At 63.8% G+C, this 21,945-nt stretch carries 19 protein-coding genes; 11 read left to right on the top strand and 8 right to left on the bottom strand.

Annotated features, from left to right (window positions below):
- Positions 1-138: 138 nt before the first annotated feature.
- The 5 genes from Q7T26_03860 to Q7T26_03840 form a co-directional block, all read right to left on the bottom strand.
- Positions 139-1,197 (bottom strand): hypothetical protein, encoded by a 1,059-nt coding sequence (locus Q7T26_03860; protein ID MDO8531293.1) that lies wholly within the window; start codon positions 1,195-1,197, stop codon positions 139-141.
- On the bottom strand, positions 1,194-1,436 hold the full coding sequence (locus Q7T26_03855; protein MDO8531292.1) for a hypothetical protein: 243 nt from the start codon (positions 1,434-1,436) through the stop codon (positions 1,194-1,196). Before Q7T26_03855 ends, Q7T26_03860 begins: the two co-directional genes overlap by 4 nt.
- Positions 1,437-1,475: 39 nt before the next feature.
- Positions 1,476-1,793, bottom strand: coding sequence for a hypothetical protein (locus Q7T26_03850; protein ID MDO8531291.1), 318 nt, complete (start codon positions 1,791-1,793; stop codon positions 1,476-1,478).
- Positions 1,794-2,006: 213 nt separating this feature from the next.
- Complete coding sequence (locus Q7T26_03845; protein ID MDO8531290.1) at positions 2,007-2,879, bottom strand: LLM class F420-dependent oxidoreductase; 873 nt, start codon at positions 2,877-2,879, stop codon at positions 2,007-2,009.
- Between the two features lie 26 nt (positions 2,880-2,905).
- Entirely contained in the window at positions 2,906-5,590 is a 2,685-nt protein-coding gene (locus Q7T26_03840) for a valine--tRNA ligase (GenBank protein MDO8531289.1), read from the bottom strand.
- 672 nt (positions 5,591-6,262) lie between these two features.
- Here Q7T26_03840 and Q7T26_03835 point away from each other — a divergent pair.
- From Q7T26_03835 to Q7T26_03795, 9 genes are all read left to right on the top strand, one after another.
- Positions 6,263-6,544, top strand: a complete 282-nt coding sequence (locus Q7T26_03835; GenBank protein MDO8531288.1) for a hypothetical protein — start codon at positions 6,263-6,265, stop codon at positions 6,542-6,544.
- Positions 6,545-6,701: 157 nt separating this feature from the next.
- On the top strand, positions 6,702-6,989 hold the full coding sequence (locus Q7T26_03830) for a hypothetical protein (GenBank protein MDO8531287.1): 288 nt from the start codon (positions 6,702-6,704) through the stop codon (positions 6,987-6,989).
- Positions 6,990-7,165: 176 nt separating this feature from the next.
- Positions 7,166-8,452 (top strand): glucose-1-phosphate adenylyltransferase, encoded by a 1,287-nt coding sequence (locus Q7T26_03825; GenBank protein MDO8531286.1) that lies wholly within the window; start codon positions 7,166-7,168, stop codon positions 8,450-8,452.
- A gap of 104 nt (positions 8,453-8,556) precedes the next feature.
- Positions 8,557-10,023, top strand: coding sequence for a glycogen/starch synthase (locus Q7T26_03820; protein ID MDO8531285.1), 1,467 nt, complete (start codon positions 8,557-8,559; stop codon positions 10,021-10,023).
- The gene (locus Q7T26_03815; protein ID MDO8531284.1) at positions 10,020-11,252 is read left to right on the top strand and encodes a hypothetical protein; all 1,233 of its coding nucleotides are present in this window, start codon (positions 10,020-10,022) and stop codon (positions 11,250-11,252) included. The genes Q7T26_03820 and Q7T26_03815 overlap by 4 nt, the downstream gene beginning before the upstream one ends.
- 84 nt (positions 11,253-11,336) lie before the next feature.
- On the top strand, positions 11,337-12,443 hold the full coding sequence (locus Q7T26_03810; protein ID MDO8531283.1) for a twin-arginine translocation signal domain-containing protein: 1,107 nt from the start codon (positions 11,337-11,339) through the stop codon (positions 12,441-12,443).
- Positions 12,444-12,644: 201 nt separating this feature from the next.
- Positions 12,645-14,783 carry a DUF1926 domain-containing protein gene (locus Q7T26_03805; protein ID MDO8531282.1) on the top strand — a complete coding sequence of 713 codons (2,139 nt, stop codon included), beginning with the start codon at positions 12,645-12,647 and terminating at the stop codon, positions 14,781-14,783.
- A 50-nt stretch (positions 14,784-14,833) separates the two neighbouring features.
- The gene (locus Q7T26_03800) at positions 14,834-16,828 is read left to right on the top strand and encodes a glycoside hydrolase family 15 protein (GenBank protein ID MDO8531281.1); all 1,995 of its coding nucleotides are present in this window, start codon (positions 14,834-14,836) and stop codon (positions 16,826-16,828) included.
- A 67-nt stretch (positions 16,829-16,895) separates the two neighbouring features.
- A complete protein-coding gene (locus Q7T26_03795; protein MDO8531280.1) occupies positions 16,896-17,843 on the top strand; it encodes a magnesium transporter CorA family protein in 948 nt (315 codons plus the stop codon).
- Positions 17,844-17,948: 105 nt separating this feature from the next.
- Here the strand turns inward: Q7T26_03795 and Q7T26_03790 are convergent, their stop codons facing one another.
- The 3 genes from Q7T26_03790 to Q7T26_03780 form a co-directional block, all read right to left on the bottom strand.
- Entirely contained in the window at positions 17,949-18,524 is a 576-nt protein-coding gene (locus tag Q7T26_03790) for a DUF1802 family protein (GenBank protein ID MDO8531279.1), read from the bottom strand.
- 294 nt (positions 18,525-18,818) lie between these two features.
- Positions 18,819-19,652, bottom strand: coding sequence for an anti-sigma factor (locus tag Q7T26_03785; GenBank protein MDO8531278.1), 834 nt, complete (start codon positions 19,650-19,652; stop codon positions 18,819-18,821).
- A complete protein-coding gene (locus Q7T26_03780; protein MDO8531277.1) occupies positions 19,649-20,233 on the bottom strand; it encodes a sigma-70 family RNA polymerase sigma factor in 585 nt (194 codons plus the stop codon). The genes Q7T26_03785 and Q7T26_03780 overlap by 4 nt, the downstream gene beginning before the upstream one ends.
- A gap of 697 nt (positions 20,234-20,930) precedes the next feature.
- Between Q7T26_03780 and Q7T26_03775 the strand changes: the two genes are divergently transcribed.
- Together Q7T26_03775 and Q7T26_03770 are read left to right on the top strand one after the other, a co-directional pair.
- On the top strand, positions 20,931-21,728 hold the full coding sequence (locus tag Q7T26_03775; protein MDO8531276.1) for an alpha/beta fold hydrolase: 798 nt from the start codon (positions 20,931-20,933) through the stop codon (positions 21,726-21,728).
- Positions 21,729-21,757: 29 nt separating this feature from the next.
- The coding region (locus tag Q7T26_03770) for a hypothetical protein (GenBank protein ID MDO8531275.1) at positions 21,758-21,945 on the top strand (188 nt) is incomplete at its 3' end.

The raw sequence follows: 21,945 nt of genomic DNA, 5'->3' as shown, positions 1-21,945 counted from the left end.
GTGGCATGTGGCGTGTGTCTCCTCGCTGGGCTGAACAGTCAAGGAGAGCAGCGCACTCTACCACGGGCACGGCCCCGCAAAGCGGGGCAAAGACCTGTCCAGGCCGCCCTGGAGCGTGACCAGAAGGATGAAGGTACGCTACCCCGCTCGCGCTGGGCGGTGGATGAGCTTTGTCACGGCGTATGTGCCAAAGGTGGGCAAAACGACTGAGTGGTAGCCGCCCAGGCCTCCCGCGACGACGACAAGGAACTGGTCCGCCCTGGCCGCCATGCGGGCGAAGTCGCCCTGCACCTGCCCGCCGCTGCTCTTCTTGACCAGCGCCTTCCGTCGGCGCTCCGGCAGCCAGCTCAACGGAATCTTGGATGTCTCGCGCAGCAGGAACTCCTTCACCTTCTGTTTGGTGGGAAATTCTTTGGCGATCAGGTCCGCGTGCGGCGGGCACAGCACCACACCCATCTCGCCCTCGCCGTAGTACGGGCTGAAGTTGTTGCTGCCGATGCACATCAAGGACGAGGCTATGGTGTACAGCACATCCTCCCCCGTTTGGCTGTCGTGGTCAATCACGTTCGTTGTCCCCGACGGCCCCAGCACGGTGATGGTGCTGTCCTCGCGCTTGAACCCGCGCTCCACGTGCAGCGGCTCCCACGGGCTGAGCTCCTCGTACTCGCCGAAGCAGAAGGCGTACGCGCCGGGCTGCTTGTGCGTGCTCTTGCAGACCTGCTTCGGAATACGCCCCGACACGTTCAGCATGATCAGGCTCATCGCGCGGCCTATCGTCGCATTGGCGCGCCAGCCGTGCCCCAGGCAGCCCCAGCCGCAGTTGATGTCCAGCTCCTTTCGGATGGGGCCGTTGATGATGAACGCGGGGACAACGGAGTTCGTGGTCGTGTTCAGGGAGTAGATATTGAGGTTCGGGTCGTCGCACGCCTCCGTTCCCGCTATGATGACGGGGAAGCAGGCCGGCGTGCACCCGGCCATGACCGCATTCACCGCCAACTTCTCCACCGTCACGTCACCCCTGCGCGGCGGCAGGTGGGCGATCACCGCGTCCGGCTTCAGGTCCGCCGCCGCCAGCATCCGCGCGACCCGCTCCTCTGTGGGCGGAATAATCGGCAGGCCGTCGCTCCAGCCGTGCGCGCACGCGTAATCGAAGACCTGCTCGATGTCCTGGTCAACCTCGTGGACACTGGCGCTCATCGCGCCGCCTCTGGCTTCCCCGGCACGCGATGAGGAGTGGCCTTGACCACCTTGCCCACAATCTCGTCGTACTTCTGCTCCGCCAGCTTGCGCACCCGGTCACGGGGCATCGTCTCGAACGGGTGCGGCACGACGACCAGCGGGATGTCCGGATAGCCGAGCGACTTCGCGGCCGCCTTCGCCAGCGAGACGAACTGCTCGGTGACGAGCGTCACCGTGGGCACGCCGCGCTTCTGCATGTCAATCGTATCGTGGATACACCACGCCGTGCAGGAGCCTCAGGCCGCCAGGCCCATGACGGCCCAGTCCGCCTTCGCGGCGTAGCCGTCGAATTTCTTCGTCCACTTCTCTTTATTGCGGCGGTCGGCGTAGGGCACGTAGTCCGGCGACTCGTAGCGCAGGTCCAGCGTGGTGACCTCGCGCGGGTGAGCGCGTTCTTCCAGCAGCTCACGAAAGCGGTTCGTGAACACGTCATAGGCGTCCCACTGAATGCGGAAGAAAACCGACTTGCCCTCCACGCTGTCCAGAAGCGGCGCGAGGCCCTTGTCTTCCTTCGGGGACTCCACCACGGGATCAAGGATGCGTAACTTGTCCATGCTACCTCCAGATGGTTTCGACGAGACTCGGAGCCACCTGTTCCAGCCCCGCGACCGGCGTCAGGCCCCCCCTGTGGAACCGCACCTAATCTACGCGCCCGCCGCCGTCCTGTCAAACTTGGGCGCTGGTCGACGTGGCGATGGCCCGCTGGTCTCAACCCCTTCACTGTACCAAACTGAGCGAAGACCGGTGGAGGGTTTTCGGGACGGCTCTTAGATAAGGGGTGTGGCTGCTTCTTTAAACTGGCGCAGCGCGTTCAGATGGTCGCGGACGGACCGGAATCCCGCGCCCATGGTGTTGACCGCGATATGCGTCGTGCCGAGGGTGCGCCACGCCGACGCCTCCGCCATCCACTCGTCCGGCGTGCGCCGGGCGACGCTGATGCGGCCCTCTACGCCGATGCTCGCGGGGTCCCGTCCCGCCTCGCGCGCATACGCACGGAACGCCTCCAGTCGCGCCTTTCCCCTGTCGGTAGGCCCCTCGCGGGGGAACCATCCGTCGGCGATGCGCGCGATGCGCCTCAGCGCCGCGTCCGCGGTCCCGCCCATCCAGACCGGAATCGGCCTCTGGACGGGCAGCGGATTGATGCCTGTGTCGGTGATGGTGTGCCAGCGCCCTTTGATCGTCACAAGCTCGTTCGTCCACAGCGCGCGAAGCACGCGCACCTGCTCCTCCACGCGGCGTCCACGAGTGTGGAAGTCCTCGCCGAGGGCCTCGAACTCCACGGCGTTCCATCCGATGCCGACGCCCAGGCGAAGGCGGCCGCCGGTGAGGATGTCCACCTCGGCGGCCTGCTTGGCGACGAGCGCCGTCTGGCGCTGCGGCAGGACTAGTATCTCCGTGACAAGCTCCAGCCTGGGCGCGACGGCGGCGAGATAGCCGAAAAGAACGAACGGCTCGTGGAACATCTCCCTGTGCGTGTAGGCGCCCTGCCAGCCGGGCCGTGAGGCCGGATTGGCGCCGAGGACGTGGTCATAGACGCCCAGGTGGTGATAGCCAAGCCCCTCCACCGTCTGGGCATACTCGCGGATGACGCCCGGGTCCGCGCCGATCTCCGTCTGAGGGAAAATAGCACCAAGTCGCATCATGTCACCTCGGCTTTGCGCGGCGATTATCCCAGCTCCTGCAGCCGTTCCTGCGTGTTCCGTACCTTGCCCTGCATCGACGCCAGCCGCTCGCGTTCCTTCTCGACGACCTCGGCGGGGGCCTTGCTCGTGAACTGCTCGTTGTTCAACCGGCCCTCCAGCCGCGCCATCGCCTCCTGCGTCTCCGCCTGCTCCTTGTGCAGCCGCGCGCGCTCCGCGTCAATGTCCACCACGCCCGCCAGCGGCACGTACACCACCGCCGACGCCAGCACCGCGGTGAACGCGGGTCCCATGTCCTGCGGGCGCTCGCCCTTGCCGACGACGCGCAGGTTGCCGACGCGCGCAAGAACGCGCATGGCCGCCGACTCGTCTTCCAGTGTCCTTCCCAGGAGGGACGGCCCCTCCTCCACCTCCACAATGGCGTCCACGGTCTTGTTCGGCTCCACGCGGTACTCCGCGCGAGCGTTGCGGATGGCCCGCACCACGTCCAGCACGAGCGTCATCTCGCGTTCGGCGGCGGCGTCCGCCAGGCGCTCGTTCGCGACGGGGTAGGGCGCTATCATCACGGACTCCGTCCGCTGAGGGTCGGGCTGGAGGCGCTTGCCCAGGGTCTGCCAGACCTCCTCGGTGATGAAGGGCATCACCGGGTGGAGCAGGCGCATCATCTTCTCCAGCGTGTGCACAAGCACGGGCAGCGGCGAGGGCGACCCGTCCTGTTGGCGCAGGCGTATCTTCGCCATCTCGATGTACCAGTCGCAGAACTCGCCCCACAAGAACTCGTACATCTCCCGCTCGGCCTCGCCGAACTGGAACTCGGCGAAGAGCTGGTTGGCGCGTGCCACCACCTGGTTCAGCCGACTGAGAATCCACCGGTCCTCGCGATGCAGGCCGGACGGCGGCGTGTCGAAGCGTTCCAAACGCACAGGCTGGTCAATGCTCATGACGACGAAGCGCGATGCGTTCCATATCTTGTTCGCGAAGTTGCGGGCCGACTCCAGTCTCGGCGCGCCCAGGCGCACGTCGTTCCCTGGCGTCGTGCCCGTGGTCAGCGCGAAGCGGAGGGCGTCCGTGCCATACTGCTTTGTGGTGGTCAGGGGGTTGATGACGTTTCCCCGGACCTTGCTCATCTTGTCGCCCTGTTCGTCGCGGATCAGGCCGTGCAGATAGACGGTTTGGAAAGGCGTCTTGCCTGTGTTCTCCAGTCCCATCATGATCATGCGGGCGACCCAGAAGAACAGGATGTCGTAGCCCGTCTCCATGACCGCGGTGGGGTAGTAGTATTGCAGGTCCTCGGTCTTGTCCGGCCAGCCGAGCGTGGAGTGCGGCCAGAGCGCGGAGCTGAACCACGTGTCCAGCACGTCCGGGTCCTGGGCCAGTTTCGTCGAGCCGCAGTGGGTGCAGCGCTCCGGCGTCTCCACCTGCACCGTCAGCTTGGCGCAGTCGTCGCAGTACCAGACGGGTATGCGGTGCCCCCACCAGAGCTGGCGGCTGATGCACCAGTCGCGGATGTTGTTCATCCAGTTGAGATAGACTTTGGTGAAGCGCTCCGGGATAATTTTCGTCGCGCCGCTCTCCACCGCTTTGATGGCGGGCTTCGCGAGCGGCTCCATCTTCACGAACCACTGCTTGGAGAGGACAGGCTCCACTATCGTCTTGCACCGCTGGCAGTGGCCCACCGCGTGGACGTGCGGCTCTATCTTGACCATCAGCCCGTCCCGCTCCAGGTCCGCCACAATGCGCTTGCGGCACTCGAAGCGCTCCATGCCCTGGTACGGCCCCGCGTTCTCGTTCAGCGTGGCGTCCAGGCGCATGACGTTGATGGCGGGCAGGCCGTGGCGCTGGGCTATCTCGAAGTCAACGGGGTCGTGGGCGGGCGTCACCTTCAGCGCGCCTGTGCCGAAGGACATGTCCACCGCGTCGTCGCCGATGATGGGTATCTCGCGCTTGACGGCGGGGACGACCACCCTGCGCCCGACCATGCCCTCGTAGCGCGGGTCCTTGGGATTCACGGCCACCGCCGTGTCGCCGAGCAGCGTCTCCGGGCGCGTCGTCGCGACGGTCACGAAGCCGCTGCCGTCGGCCAGGGGATAGCGTATGTGCCAGAGGTGGCTCTGGGTCTCCTCGTGGTCTGTCTCCAGGTCCGAGAGGGCGGTAGCGCAGCGCGGGCACCAGTTGGTGATGCGCTCGCCGCGGTAGATGAGGCCCTTGCGATACAGGTTGACGAAGGTGGTGAGCACGGCCTTGCTGGGGCCGGGGTCGAGGGTGAAGCGGTTGCGGGACCAGTCGCAGGAGGCGCCGAGCCGCTTGTGCTGCTCGGTGATGGCGCTCCCGTACTTGCGCACCCACTCCCAGACGCGCTGCTGGAACTTCTCGCGGCCCATCTGGTGGCGGTTTTGCTTCTCTTTCGCCAGCTCCTTCTCGACGACCACCTGCGTGGCGATGCCGGCGTGGTCGGTGCCCGGCAGCCACAGGGTCGGCTCGCCGAGCATCCGGTGCCAGCGCACCATCGTGTCTTCCAGGGTGGCGGTCAGGGCGTGGCCCAGGTGCAACTCGCCCGTCACGTTGGGCGGCGGCATGATGATGACGAAGGGTTTCTTCGATCTGTCTATGTGGGGCGTGAAGTAGCCGCGCTCAGTCCAGGTCTGGTAGAGCCGCTGCTCCACGGCGCTCGAGTCGTAGGCCTTGGGCAGTTCTTCCCGTGGGGTCTGCAACGGGGACTCCTTCCGAGTGGCATCGGCGCGACGCCCGCCTCGTAAGGGGGCGGGCGTCGGAAAAATGCGGGGCCTCTGACGATACCTCGCTTGAAGGCCCATTGTAGCAATGGCTACGAAGAACGTCAACGCGCGGGTGCTGGCGGCAGGGCAATCGCGCCTTAATGTAGGCGTTCATTCCCATCCGTCCCATAGAGATTGTGAAGAAATGCTGGGGAAAGCCCGCTAGTTCACCACCGTCATTCCGGCGGAGAGCTTGCCCCGTACCTGATACGGGGCCGGAATCCAGCGTGCCAGTTGCAGGCGAGCTTGCGTCCCTGGGCTCCGGCTTTCGCCGGAGAGACAAAGGGACGCCCCTTGGTGGTTTGCCGGGTCCATAAGTAGAAAGGGATTAGACGCGATTGCCCTTGCGCTGGTGGGTTGTTGGCGGGCACGGGCCGATGCTGCGGGCGGGACAATGCGGGCCAGGTTGTACAGGAGGCCCTGTGGGACAGTTAGGGGCCAGTACCCTTGAAAGCATGGCCGTATCCTATTAGAGTGGGGGCGCCAACCCCAAGACGCGCGTGCCTTGGGCGAGGCGTACATCGTGTGCTACCATGGACATGGTAGGGTTCAACCGATCGGAGCGTCGCGAGACCATCCCGCCGCTCAGGATGTCGGGAAAGGGAGCATATGGGCTGGCATGTAGAACTGGCGCCGGATGCCGCGGATATCCACATGGTAGTCCAGGACGACCTGGTGAATATCTCCGACTCCATGGCGCGGCAGGTGTCGTTCCCCCTGTGGGGCCTCGGCAGCATCATCGCTGCGGCCCAGAAGGTGGAGCAGTGGTATTGCACATGCTCCTCCTCAGGGATCAGCAGCGCAACGCAGGGGGACGCGCCTCCGCCGCATGATGGGTGTCCCGTGCATACTCCGCGCACGGAGCGCATTAAGGTCCAGAAATGGGGTTAGTCCTGCCTTGCGCTCGCCCGCGGATGCGGCAATAATTATCCCAATCGAAATTGCCTCCCGGCGATGCATCTTTTGGGGAGCGTCCAGCGTTATAATAAGTGCAAGGCATGAGAAGAACGGGCATAGACACCCACAGACCGGATAGGGGGTGGCGCATATGTCCAGAGAAAGCGTAGGACAGCAGACCAGCCAGATAGTGGCCCAATCCGAGGGAGATCGGATGCCTGTGCGGGCCTACAGCCCCATGCAGGCGTACTTTCTCCTCCGACTGGGCCGGCTTGTGCAGCTTCAGGAAACGCTCAGCAGGGAGCCTGAAGAGGCAAGGGACCCTGTGCTTGTGAAGGCGGTGCGGCACGTCCTTTTCTCCACGTTTTGCGACTGCGTGGACCTGGGCACGGGCGAAGAGGCGCGCACTCTGCTTAAGGGAGAAAAGGCGGGCTGCTAGTACAAGGGCGTTGAGTCTTCTTATGAAGGCCGCGGGCGTATGCCGGCGGCCTTCATGTTTTTGGCCCGCCACACACTTGCCGTACCTGCGTCCATCTCTTAAGATGGGCGTGGAGGAGCGCTCCGATTGGACGAGGTAGCAAATGGCTATCGCGTCGGCCCGGACAGGAGGAAGCCATGAACAAGGTGCTGGCCCTCATACTGGCGGGCGGACAGGGCGACCGCCTGAGCATTCTTTCTGAGGAGCGGGCCAAGCCCGCGGTCATCTTTGCGGGCAAGTACCGCATCATCGATTTCACCCTGTCGAACTGCGTCAACTCCGGCATCTCCAACGTGGGCGTTCTCACTCAGTACCGTCCTCGCTCCTTGAACGACCACATAGGCATCGGCAGGCCGTGGAACCTGGACAGGGAACGCGGCGGCGTCCACCTGCTCCAACCCTACATGGGCCGCAAGGCGTCCGACTGGTACAAGGGCACCGCGGACGCCGTGTTTCAGAACCTGTCCTTCGTGCAGGAGATGGACGCGGAAGAGGTCCTGGTCCTGGCGGGGGACCACATCTACACCATGCGCTACGACGGCATGATCGCCGACCACCGGCTGACGGAGGCCGACGTGACCATAGGCGCTATCGAGGTTCCTATCGAAGAGGCCTCGCGCTTCGGCATCATCTCTCTGAACGATGACGATGCGGTGGTTGGGTTCGACGAGAAGCCCGCCCGACCCAAGAGCAATCTCGCGTCAATGGGCATTTACATCTTCCGAAGGGAGGCCCTGCTGGAGGCGCTGACGGCGGACGCCCAGAACAAGACCTCCAGCCATGACTTCGGCAAGGACGTCGTCGCCGCCATGATGAAGCGGTACCGCGTGTACGGCTACCGCTACAAGGGCTACTGGCGGGACGTGGGCACGGTGGACTCATACTTCAAGGCGAGCATGGAGCTGCTCCAGAGCGCGCCGCCCCTGGACCTCTGGGGGCCAGCCGACACCGTGTTCACCCGTTCCAGCGAGCGCGCGCCCGCCAAGTTCCTGGCCACGTCCCAAGTATCCCAGAGCCTTATCAGTCACGGCTGCATTGTGCGAGGCGCGGTGCGGCGGTCGGTGCTGTCGCCGGGCGTGGTGGTGGAGGAGGGCGCCGTCGTGGAGGACAGCATCGTGTTCGACGACACGGTGGTCCAGCGGGACGCCGCGCTGCACCGGAGCATCGTGGACAAGGAGGTCGTGGTGGGCGCGGGAGCGCGCGTGGGCCACGGCGACGACATGACGCCCAACCAGGACGAACCCACGCACCTCTTCTCCGGCATCACCCTGGTAGGGAAGCGCGCGCGCATTCCGCCGAATGAGACCATTGGCCGCAATTGCAAGGTCATGCCTGGAGCGCGGGAGAGCGACTTCCCCGGCCCGTCTGTCCAGAGCGGCGCCACTGTGGAGGCCAGAACGCAGACGTCGCCATTCCGGGTGTGAACCGCGCGGCACGCCTCTCGCGGTCTGCCAGGCGTATGCCAGCAATTCTCATGCTACAATAGCTTTTTAGCTTAGGAAATCCGGTGCGCCGGCAAGGAGGGTCCGTGGCTGTTCCACATCTTAAAGTATTCTTTGTTGTGGCGGAGGCGGTGCCTTACGCCAAAGTCGGCGGTCTGGCGGACGTAGCGGGCGCGTTGCCCAAGGCGCTGGCCCGCATGGGCCACGACGTGCGCCTGGTGCTGCCGCGCTACTCGAGCATTGACGAGGCCCGGTTCAAGCTCAGCGCGCGAGCCGAGTTTGCCGTGACGTACCGGGGGCAGCGGACGAAGGTAGGGCTTCGAGAGATCCTGGGCGGCAACGGCATACCGGTGTACTTCATCGAAAGCCCGCCGCAATTCCAGAGGCCCACTATCTACGGCCAGCCCGATGATCTGGACCGCTTCGCCTTCTTCGCGTTGGCCGCTCTGGAGGCGCCGCGGGCTATTGGCTGGCAACCGGACGTAGTGCACGCGCATGACTGGCACTCGGCGCTGGCGGTGGCCCGCCTGAGGGCCACGCGCGCGGGGCCGCGACCCGCCACGGTGCTGACCATGCACAACGTCCAGTACCAGGGCAACTTCGGGCCGGAGTGGCCGGGGCAAGCGATTCCGGACGCCGGAACGCTGGGGCTGGACCGTGTCCTGGCCGGCGGCGGCAACCACTCTATGCTGGCCCTGGGCGTCGCCAACGCGGACGCGGTCAACACCGTGAGCGAGACGTACGCCCGCGAGATACTGACGCCGGAGTACGGCTACGGGATGGAGCGGCTGCTGCAAAGTCGGGGGGACAGGCTGTGCGGCATCATCAACGGCATTGACTACCAGGAGCTTGACCCTGCCACTGACCCGGCCCTGCCCGTCCATTACAGCGCGGAGCGCAGCGCGCCTCGCGCCATGAACAAGGATGCTCTCCAGCGCCGCGCCGGTCTGCCGCTGAAGGCGGAAATCCCCATCCTGGGCATGGTCACGCGGCTGGCCGACCAGAAGGGGCTGGACATCCTGGCGCAGGCGCTGCCAGCAGTGCTGGAGATGGACGTGCAGTTCGTCCTCCTGGGCACGGGCCAGCCCGAATACCACAAGCTGATGCGAGAGGTCGCCGACCGGCATAAGGACAAGGCGGCCTTTGTCGAAGGGTTCGACCCGTCTATGGCCCAGCTCATCTACGCGGGGTGCGACGTCTTCCTTATGCCCTCCCGTTTCGAGCCGTGCGGGCTGGGACAACTCATCGCGCTGCGCTACGGCGCCATCCCGCTGGCGCGCCGGACGGGCGGCCTGGCGGACACGGTGCAGGACTGCGGTGAGTCGCTCGACAGGGGCAATGGCTTCGTCTTCGAGCGGTACGACGCGGGTGACCTGCTCGCTTGCATCCGCCGCGCGGCCCAGGCCTACCAGAAGCGCGAGGCCTGGCGGCAACTGATGGTGAAGGGCATGCGTCTGGACTTCTCCTGGGATGCCTCGGCGCGGAAGTACGTGGACCTGTACGGCAGAGCGCTGGAGTGGGCTTCCGAGGACCGCGGAGGCGCGGCGCAGTGATTTACTGGGGCCTCCTTCTGCACTTCTACCAGCCGCCGACGCAGGTCCACTCCGTCTTGCGCCAGGTGACGGAGGAGTGTTACCGCCCCGTGCTGGATGTCCTGCGCCAGCACCCGCACGCGCGCGTCACCGTGAACATCAACGGCGTGCTGACGGAGTCGCTGTGGGAGCACGGTTTTCGGGACATCCTTGACGGCCTGCGGGAGCTTGGGACGAAGGGGCAGATTGAGTTCACCGGCTCCGCCAAGCACCACGCCATCCTGCCGCTGATACCCGACGCGGAGATGCGGCGTCAGATTCAACTTAACCATGTGACAAATCGCCACTTCCTGGGCGATGCGTACCGACCCCTGGGCTTCTTCCCACCAGAGCTGTGCTATGGGCCGGGACTGGTGGCGCCGCTAATAGAGCCGCGCTACTCGTGGGTGCTCGCCAGCGGTGTGGCGTGTCCGGTGGACTGGCCCACCCAGGTGGTCCACGAGATTCGGCAAGGGTTCGACCACCTGGCCGTACTGTTCCGGGACGATGTCCTGAGCGACAAGATCAGCTTCCGGAAGCTGGATGGCCGGGGCTTTGTGGAGCACTTGAGAAGCATGGCCCAGTATAACGGTGGTGCGTATGTGGTCACCGCCATGGATGCGGAGACCTTCGGCCATCATCACAAGGGCTGGGAGCGGCTGTTCCTGGGTGAGGCTTACAGCGCCCTGGCGGACCGCCTGGCGCAGGACGAAGCCCCCGTTGTGCGTTCAGCCACGCTCAGCGAGATAGTTGACAGCTTTCCGCGCGGCGTGCCCGTGGAGCCGCACCCCTCGTCGTGGAGCACCTCCCGCGATGACCTCGCCGCGCAGGTGCCGTACCCGCTCTGGAAGGCCCCGTACAACGATATCCACCGGCTCCAGTGGGAGCACACGGACATCTGTATCCAGCTTGTGAAGAGAGCGGAGGGCCTGGCCAGCGACGCGACGAGCAAGCGGTTTGCCGCGCTGGCGCGGGGCTTTCTGGACCCCGCGCTCCACAGTTGCCAGTTCTGGTGGGCCAGCAAGCGCGCCGGGTGGGACATTAACATGGTGCACCGGGGCCTTCTGGAGCAGGAGGAGGTCATCCTGAACGCGTGCAAGGCTATTGAGTGCAGCAGCGGCGCCGAGTCGGTGCGCCGGGAGGCCTATTATCTGGTCGCGGCCTCGCGGGACCTGCGCGCCCAGATAACGGACAGACTGGTGCACGCGTAGCGCCCCCAGTCCCCACGCGCTATAATCCATCGCGGGAAGGTAGATAAGGCAGGTCGTGTTGCTTGCCGCTGTGAAGTGGCGACTATGGGTTTGACTCGCAGAGAAGTGCTCAAAGGTCTCGGCGCGGGTGCCGTTGCTGGGATGGGGGCGCTGTATTCTATTCCCCGGGTATTCGCCTCGGAAAAAACCTCCAACGCCAACATTATCATTGCAGCCCCCAATGCCTCTCCCGACTTTTTCTCCAAGGCCGACTATGTTTGCGGGGGTGGATTCCACAATGAGACCTTCAGCAAGGCTCTCAAGCAGGCGGCGGATGAGAATAAGGGTATTGTTCTCAGTGACGGCGAATTCCTTGTGGAAAAGCTGATTGACTATCCACGTAGCAACATGAGCTTTGTGGGTCAGGGATGGAAAACAAAGCTCAAATATGTGGGAGCGAACACAACTGAAGACACTGGGATACTACAAAACCAGACTGACATTCCTGCTGTAAACTGTGCCTTTGGGAACTTCATGATGGACCTGGGTGGAAAGGTCAACATCATCGGTTTGCGGCCCCGAAGCCTGCAAAAAAGCTATACGCTGCCCATTTATATTACCAACGGGGCGCCGTGGGTACTTGGGATGCAGTGTTCCGGGACGGCCAAAGGGGGTGAGTTTTCGGGTAACTACTTTGGACCCATCTGGATTGACAATATGGGGTGGAACTTTGAGGTAAGAGGAGAAGGCCAGGAAGCCGCCACAAGAAACAACTTCTTTCAGTTCATCAGTAGTAGGAACATAGTGTATGGTGGCATCGTAGTCAATACGTTTGCTGATAACAACTACTTTGACTACTCGTACACTCACCTTGCCAAGTCGGGTGATCCGAAGTACGAGCCTACGGAGGACGATGGCCCCTTTCCAGTAGGAATATCGTTCCATGAGACAGGCGCTCCTCTTGTGCTTGACTGTAATGATAACGTGGTGAACTTTCTTGTTGTTGAGGCCGCCAGTGACATCGCTATGAAGGCCGCCGTCTGGTTTGCGGGCCTATCATTGAGGAACACAGTCAGGAGCCTCTCCATTAGAGGTAGCTATAAGAAAGTTATCCAGAACGATTTTCCTAACAATCCCAAGTTGACCTATGAGGTCTACAACGCGCCTGCTCTGACCTATTATCGGTATGGAATGGACAAGACTACTGCTTAGAGTGGTAGAGTAGGTAAGCAGACCCGCGAGTCTCTTCAGGAGTGCCCACCTTGCTGTCACGTTTGTCATCGTCAATAACGGGTGAATGGCTGTGCTCCTGGACGCCGTTTCATCGTCGCACGATGTCGAGCCATGTGCATGACTAAGCATGTCTGAATCTAACCGCCACATAAGAGCGGCCTCTGGCGCTAGGCCGTCGCCATGAAGCGTATCGCCCTCGGCCTGGCCATCCACAGCCACCAACCCGTCGGGAACTTCCCCTCCGTGCTCGAGCGGGCGTATGCCCAGGCGTACCTGCCTCTTCTGGATGCGCTGGAGCGCCACCCCACTATCCGGGTCTCCTTGCACTACAGCGGGCCGCTGCTGGACTGGCTGCTCGCCGAGCGCCCCGACTTCGTCCGCGGGGTCGCGGAGCTGGCGCGCCGCGGTCAGGTGGAGATGATGACCGGCGGTTACTACGAGCCTGTTCTGCCCGCCGTCCCGGACGTGGACAAGGTGGGGCAGGTGCGGAAGATGACGCGGGCGGTGCGGCGGCATTTCGGCGCGCGCGCCTCCGGCCTGTGGCTCGCCGAGCGCGTCTGGGAGCCGGGCCTGCCCGCTCCGCTGGCGCAGGCGGGCGTCGGGTGGACAGTAGTGGACGACGCGCATTTCGAGATGGTGGGCCTGGATGAGGCGGACCTCTTCGGCTACTACCTGACGGAGGAGCAAGGCTACGTCCTCAAGCTCTTCGCGTCCAGCAAGCGCCTGCGTTACATGATCCCCTGGCGGGACGTGGACGAAGTCATCGCCTATCTGCGTTCAGAGGCGACGGAGGACGGCGCGAAGATAGCGGTGATGGGAGACGACGGCGAAAAGCTTGGCCTCTGGCCCGGCACGCGCGACCACTGCTGGACTAACGGCTGGGTGGAACGCTTCTTCACCGCGCTGGAGCAGAATGCGGAGTGGCTTCAGACGGTCCGCCTGGGGGACTGGGCCGCCGCGCAGCCGCCACTCGGCAGGGCCTACCTGCCCGCCGCTTCCTACTCCGAGATGATGGAGTGGGCGCTGCCCGCGCGGAAGTCGGAGGAGTTCGCCCGCCTGACGCATGCTCTGGAGGCGGAGGGCCGCAAGGACGTCCTCGCATACATGCGCGGCGGCTTCTGGCGGGTGTTCCTGGCGAAATACTCCGAGGCCAACCTTCTGCATAAGAAGATGCTCCGCGTGCATGCCAAGGTGCACCTGGCCCGTGCGCTCGGATTGGGGAGGGATGCGCTGGACGACCTGTGGAAGGGCCAATGCAACTGTCCCTACTGGCACGGCGTCTTCGGCGGGCTTTACCTTGCGGACGTTCGCTCGGCCAACTACCGCCACCTGCTGCGCGCGGAGTCCGCCGCCGACCGCGTCCTTCAGCAGTCCTCGTCGTGGCTGGAGGTGGAGGAGAGCGACTACGATTGCGACGGCCACGAAGAGCTTCTGGTGGAGTCGCGCGCGCTGGGCCTCTACCTGCGCCCCGCCGAGGGCGGCAGCCTTTGCGAGTGGGACCTGCGCGGCAGAGATTGGAACGTTCAGAGCACCGTGGCGCGGCGTCCGGAGGCCTATCACACAGCGCTTCGAGAGGCGCTGCGCCAGGAGGCCGAGAAGCCCGCCGTCCGGGTGGAGACCATCCACGCGGGCCTGCGCGTCAAGGACATGGGCGGGCGCGTGGATCTGGACTATGACCGCCACCCGCGCTACAGCCTTATTGACCACGTTTTGCCGGAGGACACCACGCTGGAGGACTTTGCCCGCTGCCGGTACCAGGAGTTGGGGGACTTCGCCGCGGGCGTCTATCGCGCGACGCGACGCCGGGGCAAGAGAGATCTGATCATCGCGCTGGAACGAAGGGGCCGCGTTCTTATCCAGGGCCGGGTACAGCCGCTGCATATCCGTAAGGAGCTGCGTGTGCGGCCCGACTCCGCGGCGTGGCGCGTTATCTATCGCGTGAGCAACGCCGGCGACGCGACTTTGCGCGCCCTGTTCGCGCCGGAGTGGAACCTGAACATGCTGGCGGGCGGATGCAACCCTCTCGCCACCTTTGAGACGCTGCCCGGCGGCGCGAAGGACGCACTGGATGGCCGGAGTGCCACTGACGGAGTGGAGCAGGTCGTCGTGCAGAACTCAGGGCTGGGCGTGCGTCTGCGGCTGAGCTTCGGCGCGAGTGTCCGGCTGTGGCGCTTCTCCGTGGAGAGCGTCTCTAATTCGGAGGCGGGCGTGGAACGGCTGTACCAGGGGACGTGCCTGGCGCCCCTGTTCCCTCTGGACCTGGCGCCTGGCGTCTCCGTGACCTTCGAGATGGGCTGGGCATCTGAAGGTGTAAAATAGGCGCTTAGGTGGGGCCGTCTGTCCAGGGCCGCCCGGAAAGGCAGGTCCGCGTGCCAAGATCGCTGAGCATCGGCAACGGCAAGCTCCAGGTCAATTTCGACCTGGACTACAACCTGCGGGACATCTTCTACCACAACGTGGGGCAGGAGAACCACACCGCGGGCGACATGTGCCGCACGGGCATCTGGGTGGATGGGCGCTTCTACTGGATGGAGCACCCCGCCTGGAAAAAAGACATCCGCTACGTGGAGGACAGCCTTGTCACCCATGTGACGGCGGTGAATGACGAGGCACAGCTCACTCTCGTCTTCCACGACGTGGTGGACTTGGACCGTGACCTGTTCCTCAGGGAAGTCCAGATTACCAACCGCTCGGACGCCACTCGTGACCTGCGCTTCTACTTCCACTACGACTTGCACATCTACGGCGTGCGCGTGGCAGATACGGTGTACTACGACCCCGACGTGCGAGCGCTGGTGGCGTTCAAGGGCCAGCGCTATTTCCTCATGAATGGTGCCAGCGGGGGAAAAATCGGCGTGGACAGCTGGGCCATCGGCGTCACGGAGGTCGGAGGGCGCGAGGGCACGTGGCGCGACGCCGAGGACGGCAAGCTGGAGCAAGGCCTCGTCGCGCAGGGGTCGGTGGATGCCACGCTCGCCTTTGGCTGTGCGCTGCCCGCGCACGGCACTAGCGGTCTGTACCATTGGCTCGCTGTTGGCGACAGCGTCAGCGACGTGCGGAGTCTGGACACGCTGGTGCGCTCGCGCGGGCCGCAGAGTTTCATCAGCCGCACGCGGAACTTCTGGCAGGTATGGTGCCGGAAGGACGAGGAGAACGTGGCGGAACTCTCTCCTGCTCTGGAGTCCTTCTACAAACGCTCCCTTCTGATTCTGCGCAGCCACGTGGACAATAAAGGCGCCATCGTCGCGTCCACCGACTGGGAGGTGGCGTCGTATGCGCGCGACACCTACGCATACGTGTGGCCGAGGGACGCCGCGCTATCCACCATCGCCTTGGACAAGGCGGGCTACGTGACGCTGACCCGGCGGTTCTTCGAGTATTGCATCCCGCTGCTGACCAGCGACGGCTATTTCATGCACAAGTACACGCCCGCCGGACCGGTGGCGTCAAGCTGGCTCCCGTGGGCCGACGCCCAGGGCAAGAAGCAGCTACCCATTCAGGAGGACGAGACGGGCCTGGTGCTGTATGCCATGTGGCGGCACTACCAGCGCTACAAGGACGTGGACTTCGTGCGGCCATTCTACCGGCCGCTCATCAAGACGGCGGGCGACTTCCTTGCTTCCTACCGCGATCCGCGCACGGGATTGCCTGCGCCGTCCTATGACCTGTGGGAGGAACGCCGGGGCATCCACGCCTGGACAGTCGCAGCGGTGTGGGCGGGCCTGCAAGCGGCCTCCCGTTTCGCGCACATGCTGAGCGACCAGGACCTGAGCGAAAAGTATCTGCGCGCCGCCGAAGAAATCCGCAACGCCGCCGTCAACTACCTGTTCGACCGAAAACGGAACTGTTTTGTGCGCACCCTTAAAGTGGATGGAGACAAGCCCCTTGAGGCCGACCCGATTCTGGACTCCAGCATCCTGGGACTGACGCTCTTCGGCATGTTTCCGGCTCGGGACCCCATGATCGTCAGCACCGTCGAGCAGATCGCGGACCGTCTGCGTGTCCGGACCCCTGTGGGTGGCATGGCCCGCTACGAGAACGACTATTTTCACCAGGTGAGCGGGGACATCACCAATGTGCCGGGCAATCCCTGGTTCATCTGCACCCTCTGGCTCGCCCAGTACTATATCGCCCGGGCGGAAGATCTGGCGGACCTGGATGCGGCGCGCAAAATCCTGGAGTGGGTCCAGGGTTGCGCTTTGCCCAGCGGCGTCCTGGGGGAGCAGATGAATCCGTACACCCGTGAGCCGCTGTCCGTCTCCCCTCTAAGCTGGAGCCATGCGGAGTTCGTGAGCACGGTGCTGGACTACGTCGCGAAGACGAGGCTTTTGCGCACAAGGGCCCGTGCTCACTCCGGCGGCTGATGCTCCTGTTTGTGCCCGTGTTAGAATGGATATTGCGCAAACGCGGCTCTAGGGGGCAAGGGCGAGCATGGCGGTCACGACGGAAGCTCAGGCGGGGCACCCCAACCTCCCGTCCGTCAAGTGGCATGGGATTACTTGGGTGAACATCGAGCGCCCTACCAGCCGGGAGATAGGCTATCTGCGGGATAGCCACTCCTTTCATCCTCTGGCCCTTGAAGACTGCGTCAGCCGCGTCCAACTCCCGAAGATTGACGAGTACGACGACTATGTCCTGCTGCTCTTCCACTTCCCCGTCTTCAACAAGAAGACGCGGGTGAGCCAGCCAAGCCAGGTGACCATGTTCGTCGGCGCCGACTACGTGGTCACCGTCCACGCCGGCGACCTCAAGCCCCTGGTCCGCCTGTTTCAGGAGTGCCGCGAAGAGCATCGCGTTCGCGAGCACGTCATGGGCCGCGGCACGGGCTACCTTGTATACCGGATTCTGGACCGTTTGGTGGACTACTGCTTCCCCATCGTCAACAAGGTGCTGTCGAACGTGGAGCGTGTGGAGGACCAGGTCCTGAAGGCGGACACGCAAGAGACGGTGCGCGAGCTTTCCATCCTCCGACGGGACATCATCGCCCTGCACCGGATTATCCGGCCCCAGGTGGCCGTCCTCCAGTACCTGGCCCACAAGCGCTTCGATTTCATGAATGAAGACCTGTCCGCCTACTTTGACGACGTGGTTGACCACATCCAGCGCATCTGGGCGGAGCTTCAGGACACCAAGGAGGTCACCGTGGGTCTGAACGAGACCTACATGACGTTGAACGTGCAGCGCACCAACGAAGTCGTGCGCGTGCTGACGATCGTCTTTACGGTCATGTTGCCGTTCATGGTCTTCTCAGGGCTCTACGGGATGAACGTGCCGCTTCCCTTTCAGGGCGAACCGTGGCTCTTCTGGGCCCACTTCGTGGTCGGCGGGGCTATCGCGGCGGTGATGCTTCTCCTGTTCCGACGCCGAGGGTGGCTTTAGGAGTCGAACGAACAGGGACCACTCCAGTGTTCATTCGGCTCATCACGGTCAAAAGGAGAAGGCCCCCGACGCGTGTCGGGGGCCTTCGTGTTGTCCTGATGTGAATTACGCGTCCAGGGCTTCTTTAATCTGGCGTGTTCGCTGCTCGTACTGGTCGTCGGAGAGGACGGGCGTCATGCCCTGCAGGGTGATGCCATCCGCCATGTCCAGCCAGGACGTGCAGCCCGCATACGCGGGCAGGATGGGCTGCGTGTCCGGTCGCGCCAGGCGATAGACCCGCAGCGCCATGACGTAAACGGGCGTGCGCGGTTTCCAGTGGAGGCGGACCTCCGCATAGGCGTCGCTCCATATGTGGTAGGGAGCGAGCGCATTGAGCTTGGCCGGCTCGGTGACCTGAAAGACGTCGGTGACCCGTGCATAGTGGGTGAGCGTCACCGTCTTGCCGTCGCTTCTGTCCTCAGCCAGCAGGCGGGCCAGCCACGGTTGGTACTCGGGCTTCAGCAAGTCGGCGCGCTGGTGCTCAAGGGTGGGATACAGGAAGAACTCTGGGGAAGTCACCTGGAAGCGGCCGCCCGCCTCATAGATGCCGCCCTTGCGCAGGAGCAGGACCTGACGTCCTTCGCTAAGCGCCTGTATCGTGATGGCCCATTCCTTGAAGGCCTTTGTCTGGACAGCGAGCATTTCATGTCCCTCCCCGGCTAGCCGTGACATCAATGGTAGCACAAGCGCGACGGCCCAGCCAGGGAAGCGCTCGTGGGCCTTATGTGCGCTGCCTGGCCCCGCAGCTCTGGAGCCAGAGGTACACACCAACAACGGGGGGCAATGCCGTCACCAGGGCGATGGCTGCCAGAAGCCATCGCGTTTTACCCGAGCTCATATTCGTCCTTTTTCCGCTTCGTCACGGCGCTGAACCTGCCCGCCATCCGCCACGCACCCTGTTTTCAGCCCTCGTTTCCCTTGAATAAGGCCTTGTTCCTATGGGTTGTTCTGGGATGGACCTCTGAGCACGCGTGCGCCTGTAGGGCCGGGGCTGCCGCCCATCGGTTCCACGGTCACGCCCATAGACTGGTATGACGTGATGGGCAGGGGCGCGCGGACCAACACCTGTCCACGCCCGTTGGCGTCCACGGTAAACGTGCCGCCGCTCGTGCGCACTCCATCCTGGACGAGCCAGAGCTGATAGACCTTTGTCGAAGGGAGGGCCGGCATGTCTCCAGCCACCAGCATGGCCTCTTCGTGCGCGGGCTTATACAGCATGGTCGCCCACGCGGTCGGCGCTGACTCGGTGCCGTCCATCGCGTACCTGCGCACCGCGGGTGTGGTGGCCCAGGCAAGCGTTTGCTGCTGCTGCTCCAGAGTCCAGGCCATCGCCTGGTTTGCGGAGCGCCCGTTGGAGATCTCCGTCTGCAGGACGCTGATCCAGATGGCCAGCGCGACGATGCCCAAAGCGCCTGCCATGGCCACCGCCGCGGCGTGTGGTCTAAGGAACACGTCCAGCCCCTCCCGCAGGCGCTGCCAGCGACTTAGGGGAGGCGCCGGCGGTCGGGCAGCCTGTGGCATGACCGCGACTTGCGCCATGATCCGTTCTTTCAGCGAGGGGGGCGGCTCGACCAGGGACACGCCGTACGCCAGGGACGACGCTATCGTCTGGTACTCGTGCGCCAACTGAGCGCAGGGGGCGCACGCCCGCATATGGTCCTCGACAGGCCTTCTGTCCAGTGCGTCCAGCGCCCCCAGGACATACGGCGCCAGGAGGTCTCCCATATCCTCGCACGTGATCAGTGGGCTGCGACGTCTACCGTTGATCACCGTGAATCGCTCTCCTCCCTATTGAGGTTCCTGAGCAAGTCCCGCATTTTAAGCAGACCCAAACGCATACGCGTCTTGACAGTCCCCAGTGGCGCTCCCAACTGGTTCGCGATTTCCACCTGGGTGAGGCCTTGATAGTAGGCCATGACCAGGACCTCGCGTTGCAAAGGCGGCAACTGGTCCACTCCACGCCGGACGGCCCGGCGGTCCGCCAGGAGCGCGGTCTCCTGCGCGGGGTCCGGCCCATCCGAGGCGGCATGATCCATCTCGGGGCCTTCCAGCGGCACGGTCTTGCCCTCCCGGATCATGCGGCGGAGCTGGTCCACCGCGCGGTTGTGCGCGATGCTCAGCAGCCATGTGGAAAACTTGCCTTTGTCCGCATGATACGTTCCCGCGTGGAGCCATAGGTTTACAAAGACCTCTTGCGTGGTCTCCTCCGCCACCGTACTGTCTCTGAGCAGGCGCAGACTCACCGAAAACACCAAGCGAGCGTACCGGTCATAAATCAGGCCCAACGCCTCTCGGTCCCCCAGGGCGATGCGCGCCGCCAGGTCTTCATCCTGTAACGGAGTATAGTCCACCGGCAACCTCGTGCCGGGCCCGGCCTTCACTAGAGAGTACGCAGAATTACTGCGGACGGTTTTCCGGGCCAGGCCCCAATTTGTTCGTTATGCTACCACAACTGCTCCGAGCGAGGCCAGAGTACATTCCTTCATTAAAAGCAGAGAGACCTCCCGCCGAGGTCTCTCTGCTTTTGGGTCGCCGGGCGTCGGGCTACTTCTTGCCCTTCTTGGCGGCCTTCTTGGCTGCTGGCATGTGGGGTCACCCCCTTTCGTGATAAGGATGAGTCAAGGAATAATCATCCAGTTACAGGGAGGTTGAGCAGGGACCGAAAAGATGGAGGACTTGCAAAAGACGACAGCGGTGACAAATGCTCGCCGCCGGAGAAGATTCCGAGGAGAGACGATGCTTTGGTGATCGAGGTCAATTGTGTCCCTGCTCATTTCAGGGGTGTTTGCTCCGCTTTCTTTTAGGATGGTGACCATTGAGTCTTATAACGCTCTTTTTTTATTATAGCGCAATCGTGTAATTTTCCAGCTATGCGCCCAGCGAGTTTCAGGGGAATTTTTTGGGAAATACGCTGACTCGTCCACCGCGCCCGGCCACGGGACAGAGCGACGTTGGATGCGTCGTCCGCCTCGCCCAAGCCTTGCCCTCAGATGCCTGCTGATGTAGCATAGGCGCGGCCCGCATCTACTTGGTTGAAAGGAGACCTCTATGCCCACCGTCCGCATTGATGACGCCCTGGAGATGTTTTTCTGTGTTGACGATTTCACTGATCCCTGGCGCACGCCTGACACCGTCCTTCTCCACCACGGCAACGGCAAGAATCACCGCTTCTGGTGGGCCTGGGTGCCCATCCTGGCTCGCCACTACCGCGTGATACGGATGGATGCCCGTGGCTTCGGCGACTCCACGGCGCCACCGTCGGGTTATCCGTGGTCGGTGGAGGGCTTCGCCACGGACGTGGCGCGCCTCCTAGACCACCTGAAGGTGCAGAAGGTCCACTTCGTCGGCGAGACAGTGGGCGGGACTATCGGGCTTCAGTTCGCGTACCAGTACCCGGAGCGCGTCAAGAGTCTGACCACCAGCACATCGCCGTTCAAGTTCCTCGGCCCTTACTACAGGGAGTCGGCGGACTTCGTCCAAAAGAACGGCGTGGAGGCGTGGGCGCGTTCGTCCATGAGCAGGCGTCTGGGAAAGGACGCCAACCCCGCCCTTGCCGAATGGTACGCCCAGCAGATGAGTCGCACCAAGCCCTGGGTGGTTATGGAGACGTTGCGGTACCTGCAGGGGAAAGACCTGACCGAGCGGATCCGCCGCATCAAGGCGCCGACTCTTGTCATCGCGCCGGGGGACAGCGTCGGCCATCCTTCGGAGGTCTACCGCGAGCAGCAGCAGCTCATCCCTGGCGCGCGGCTCTTCATGGTGCCGGGCGCGGGTGGGTTCGTGCAGCACACGCATCCTGACGTCTGCGCCCAGGCGGTGCTGGACTTCCTGCGGTCGGTGGGCTAGGGCTGCGTCGGGCGGACGGCTGGCGCGGCATGAAAGTCGTGGCGCTGCTGGACGACGTCGTCCACGGTCGCGTGTACCACGGATGGGCTATCGTTTTTGTGGGGTTCCTGGCCGGTTTCGTTAAGGCGGGCCTCACGGGGTTCCTTTTCAGCGTGTTCCTCAAGCCCATGTCCGAGGAGTTCGGCTGGAGCCGCTCGCTCACCACTGGCGCCGTGAC

The organism is Dehalococcoidia bacterium (genome assembly GCA_030648205.1).
Classification (GTDB): domain Bacteria; phylum Chloroflexota; class Dehalococcoidia; order JAUSIH01; family JAUSIH01; genus JAUSIH01.
The sequence above is the reverse complement of the archived record's forward strand: the minus strand, read 5'-3'. Positions and strand labels throughout refer to the sequence as shown.

Coding starts and splice junctions, on each gene's coding strand:
- Q7T26_03795 (MDO8531280.1), top strand. CDS start 16,896: ATGGCGGTCACGACGGAAGCTCAGGCGGGGCACCCCAACCTCCCGTCC.
- Q7T26_03835 (MDO8531288.1), top strand. CDS start 6,263: ATGGGCTGGCATGTAGAACTGGCGCCGGATGCCGCGGATATCCACATG.
- Q7T26_03830 (MDO8531287.1), top strand. CDS start 6,702: ATGTCCAGAGAAAGCGTAGGACAGCAGACCAGCCAGATAGTGGCCCAA.
- Q7T26_03790 (MDO8531279.1), bottom strand. CDS start 18,524: ATGCTCGCTGTCCAGACAAAGGCCTTCAAGGAATGGGCCATCACGATA.
- Q7T26_03810 (MDO8531283.1), top strand. CDS start 11,337: ATGGGTTTGACTCGCAGAGAAGTGCTCAAAGGTCTCGGCGCGGGTGCC.
- Q7T26_03805 (MDO8531282.1), top strand. CDS start 12,645: ATGAAGCGTATCGCCCTCGGCCTGGCCATCCACAGCCACCAACCCGTC.
- Q7T26_03775 (MDO8531276.1), top strand. CDS start 20,931: ATGCCCACCGTCCGCATTGATGACGCCCTGGAGATGTTTTTCTGTGTT.
- Q7T26_03850 (MDO8531291.1), bottom strand. CDS start 1,793: ATGGACAAGTTACGCATCCTTGATCCCGTGGTGGAGTCCCCGAAGGAA.
- Q7T26_03825 (MDO8531286.1), top strand. CDS start 7,166: ATGAACAAGGTGCTGGCCCTCATACTGGCGGGCGGACAGGGCGACCGC.
- Q7T26_03860 (MDO8531293.1), bottom strand. CDS start 1,197: ATGAGCGCCAGTGTCCACGAGGTTGACCAGGACATCGAGCAGGTCTTC.
- Q7T26_03845 (MDO8531290.1), bottom strand. CDS start 2,879: ATGCGACTTGGTGCTATTTTCCCTCAGACGGAGATCGGCGCGGACCCG.
- Q7T26_03855 (MDO8531292.1), bottom strand. CDS start 1,436: ATGCAGAAGCGCGGCGTGCCCACGGTGACGCTCGTCACCGAGCAGTTC.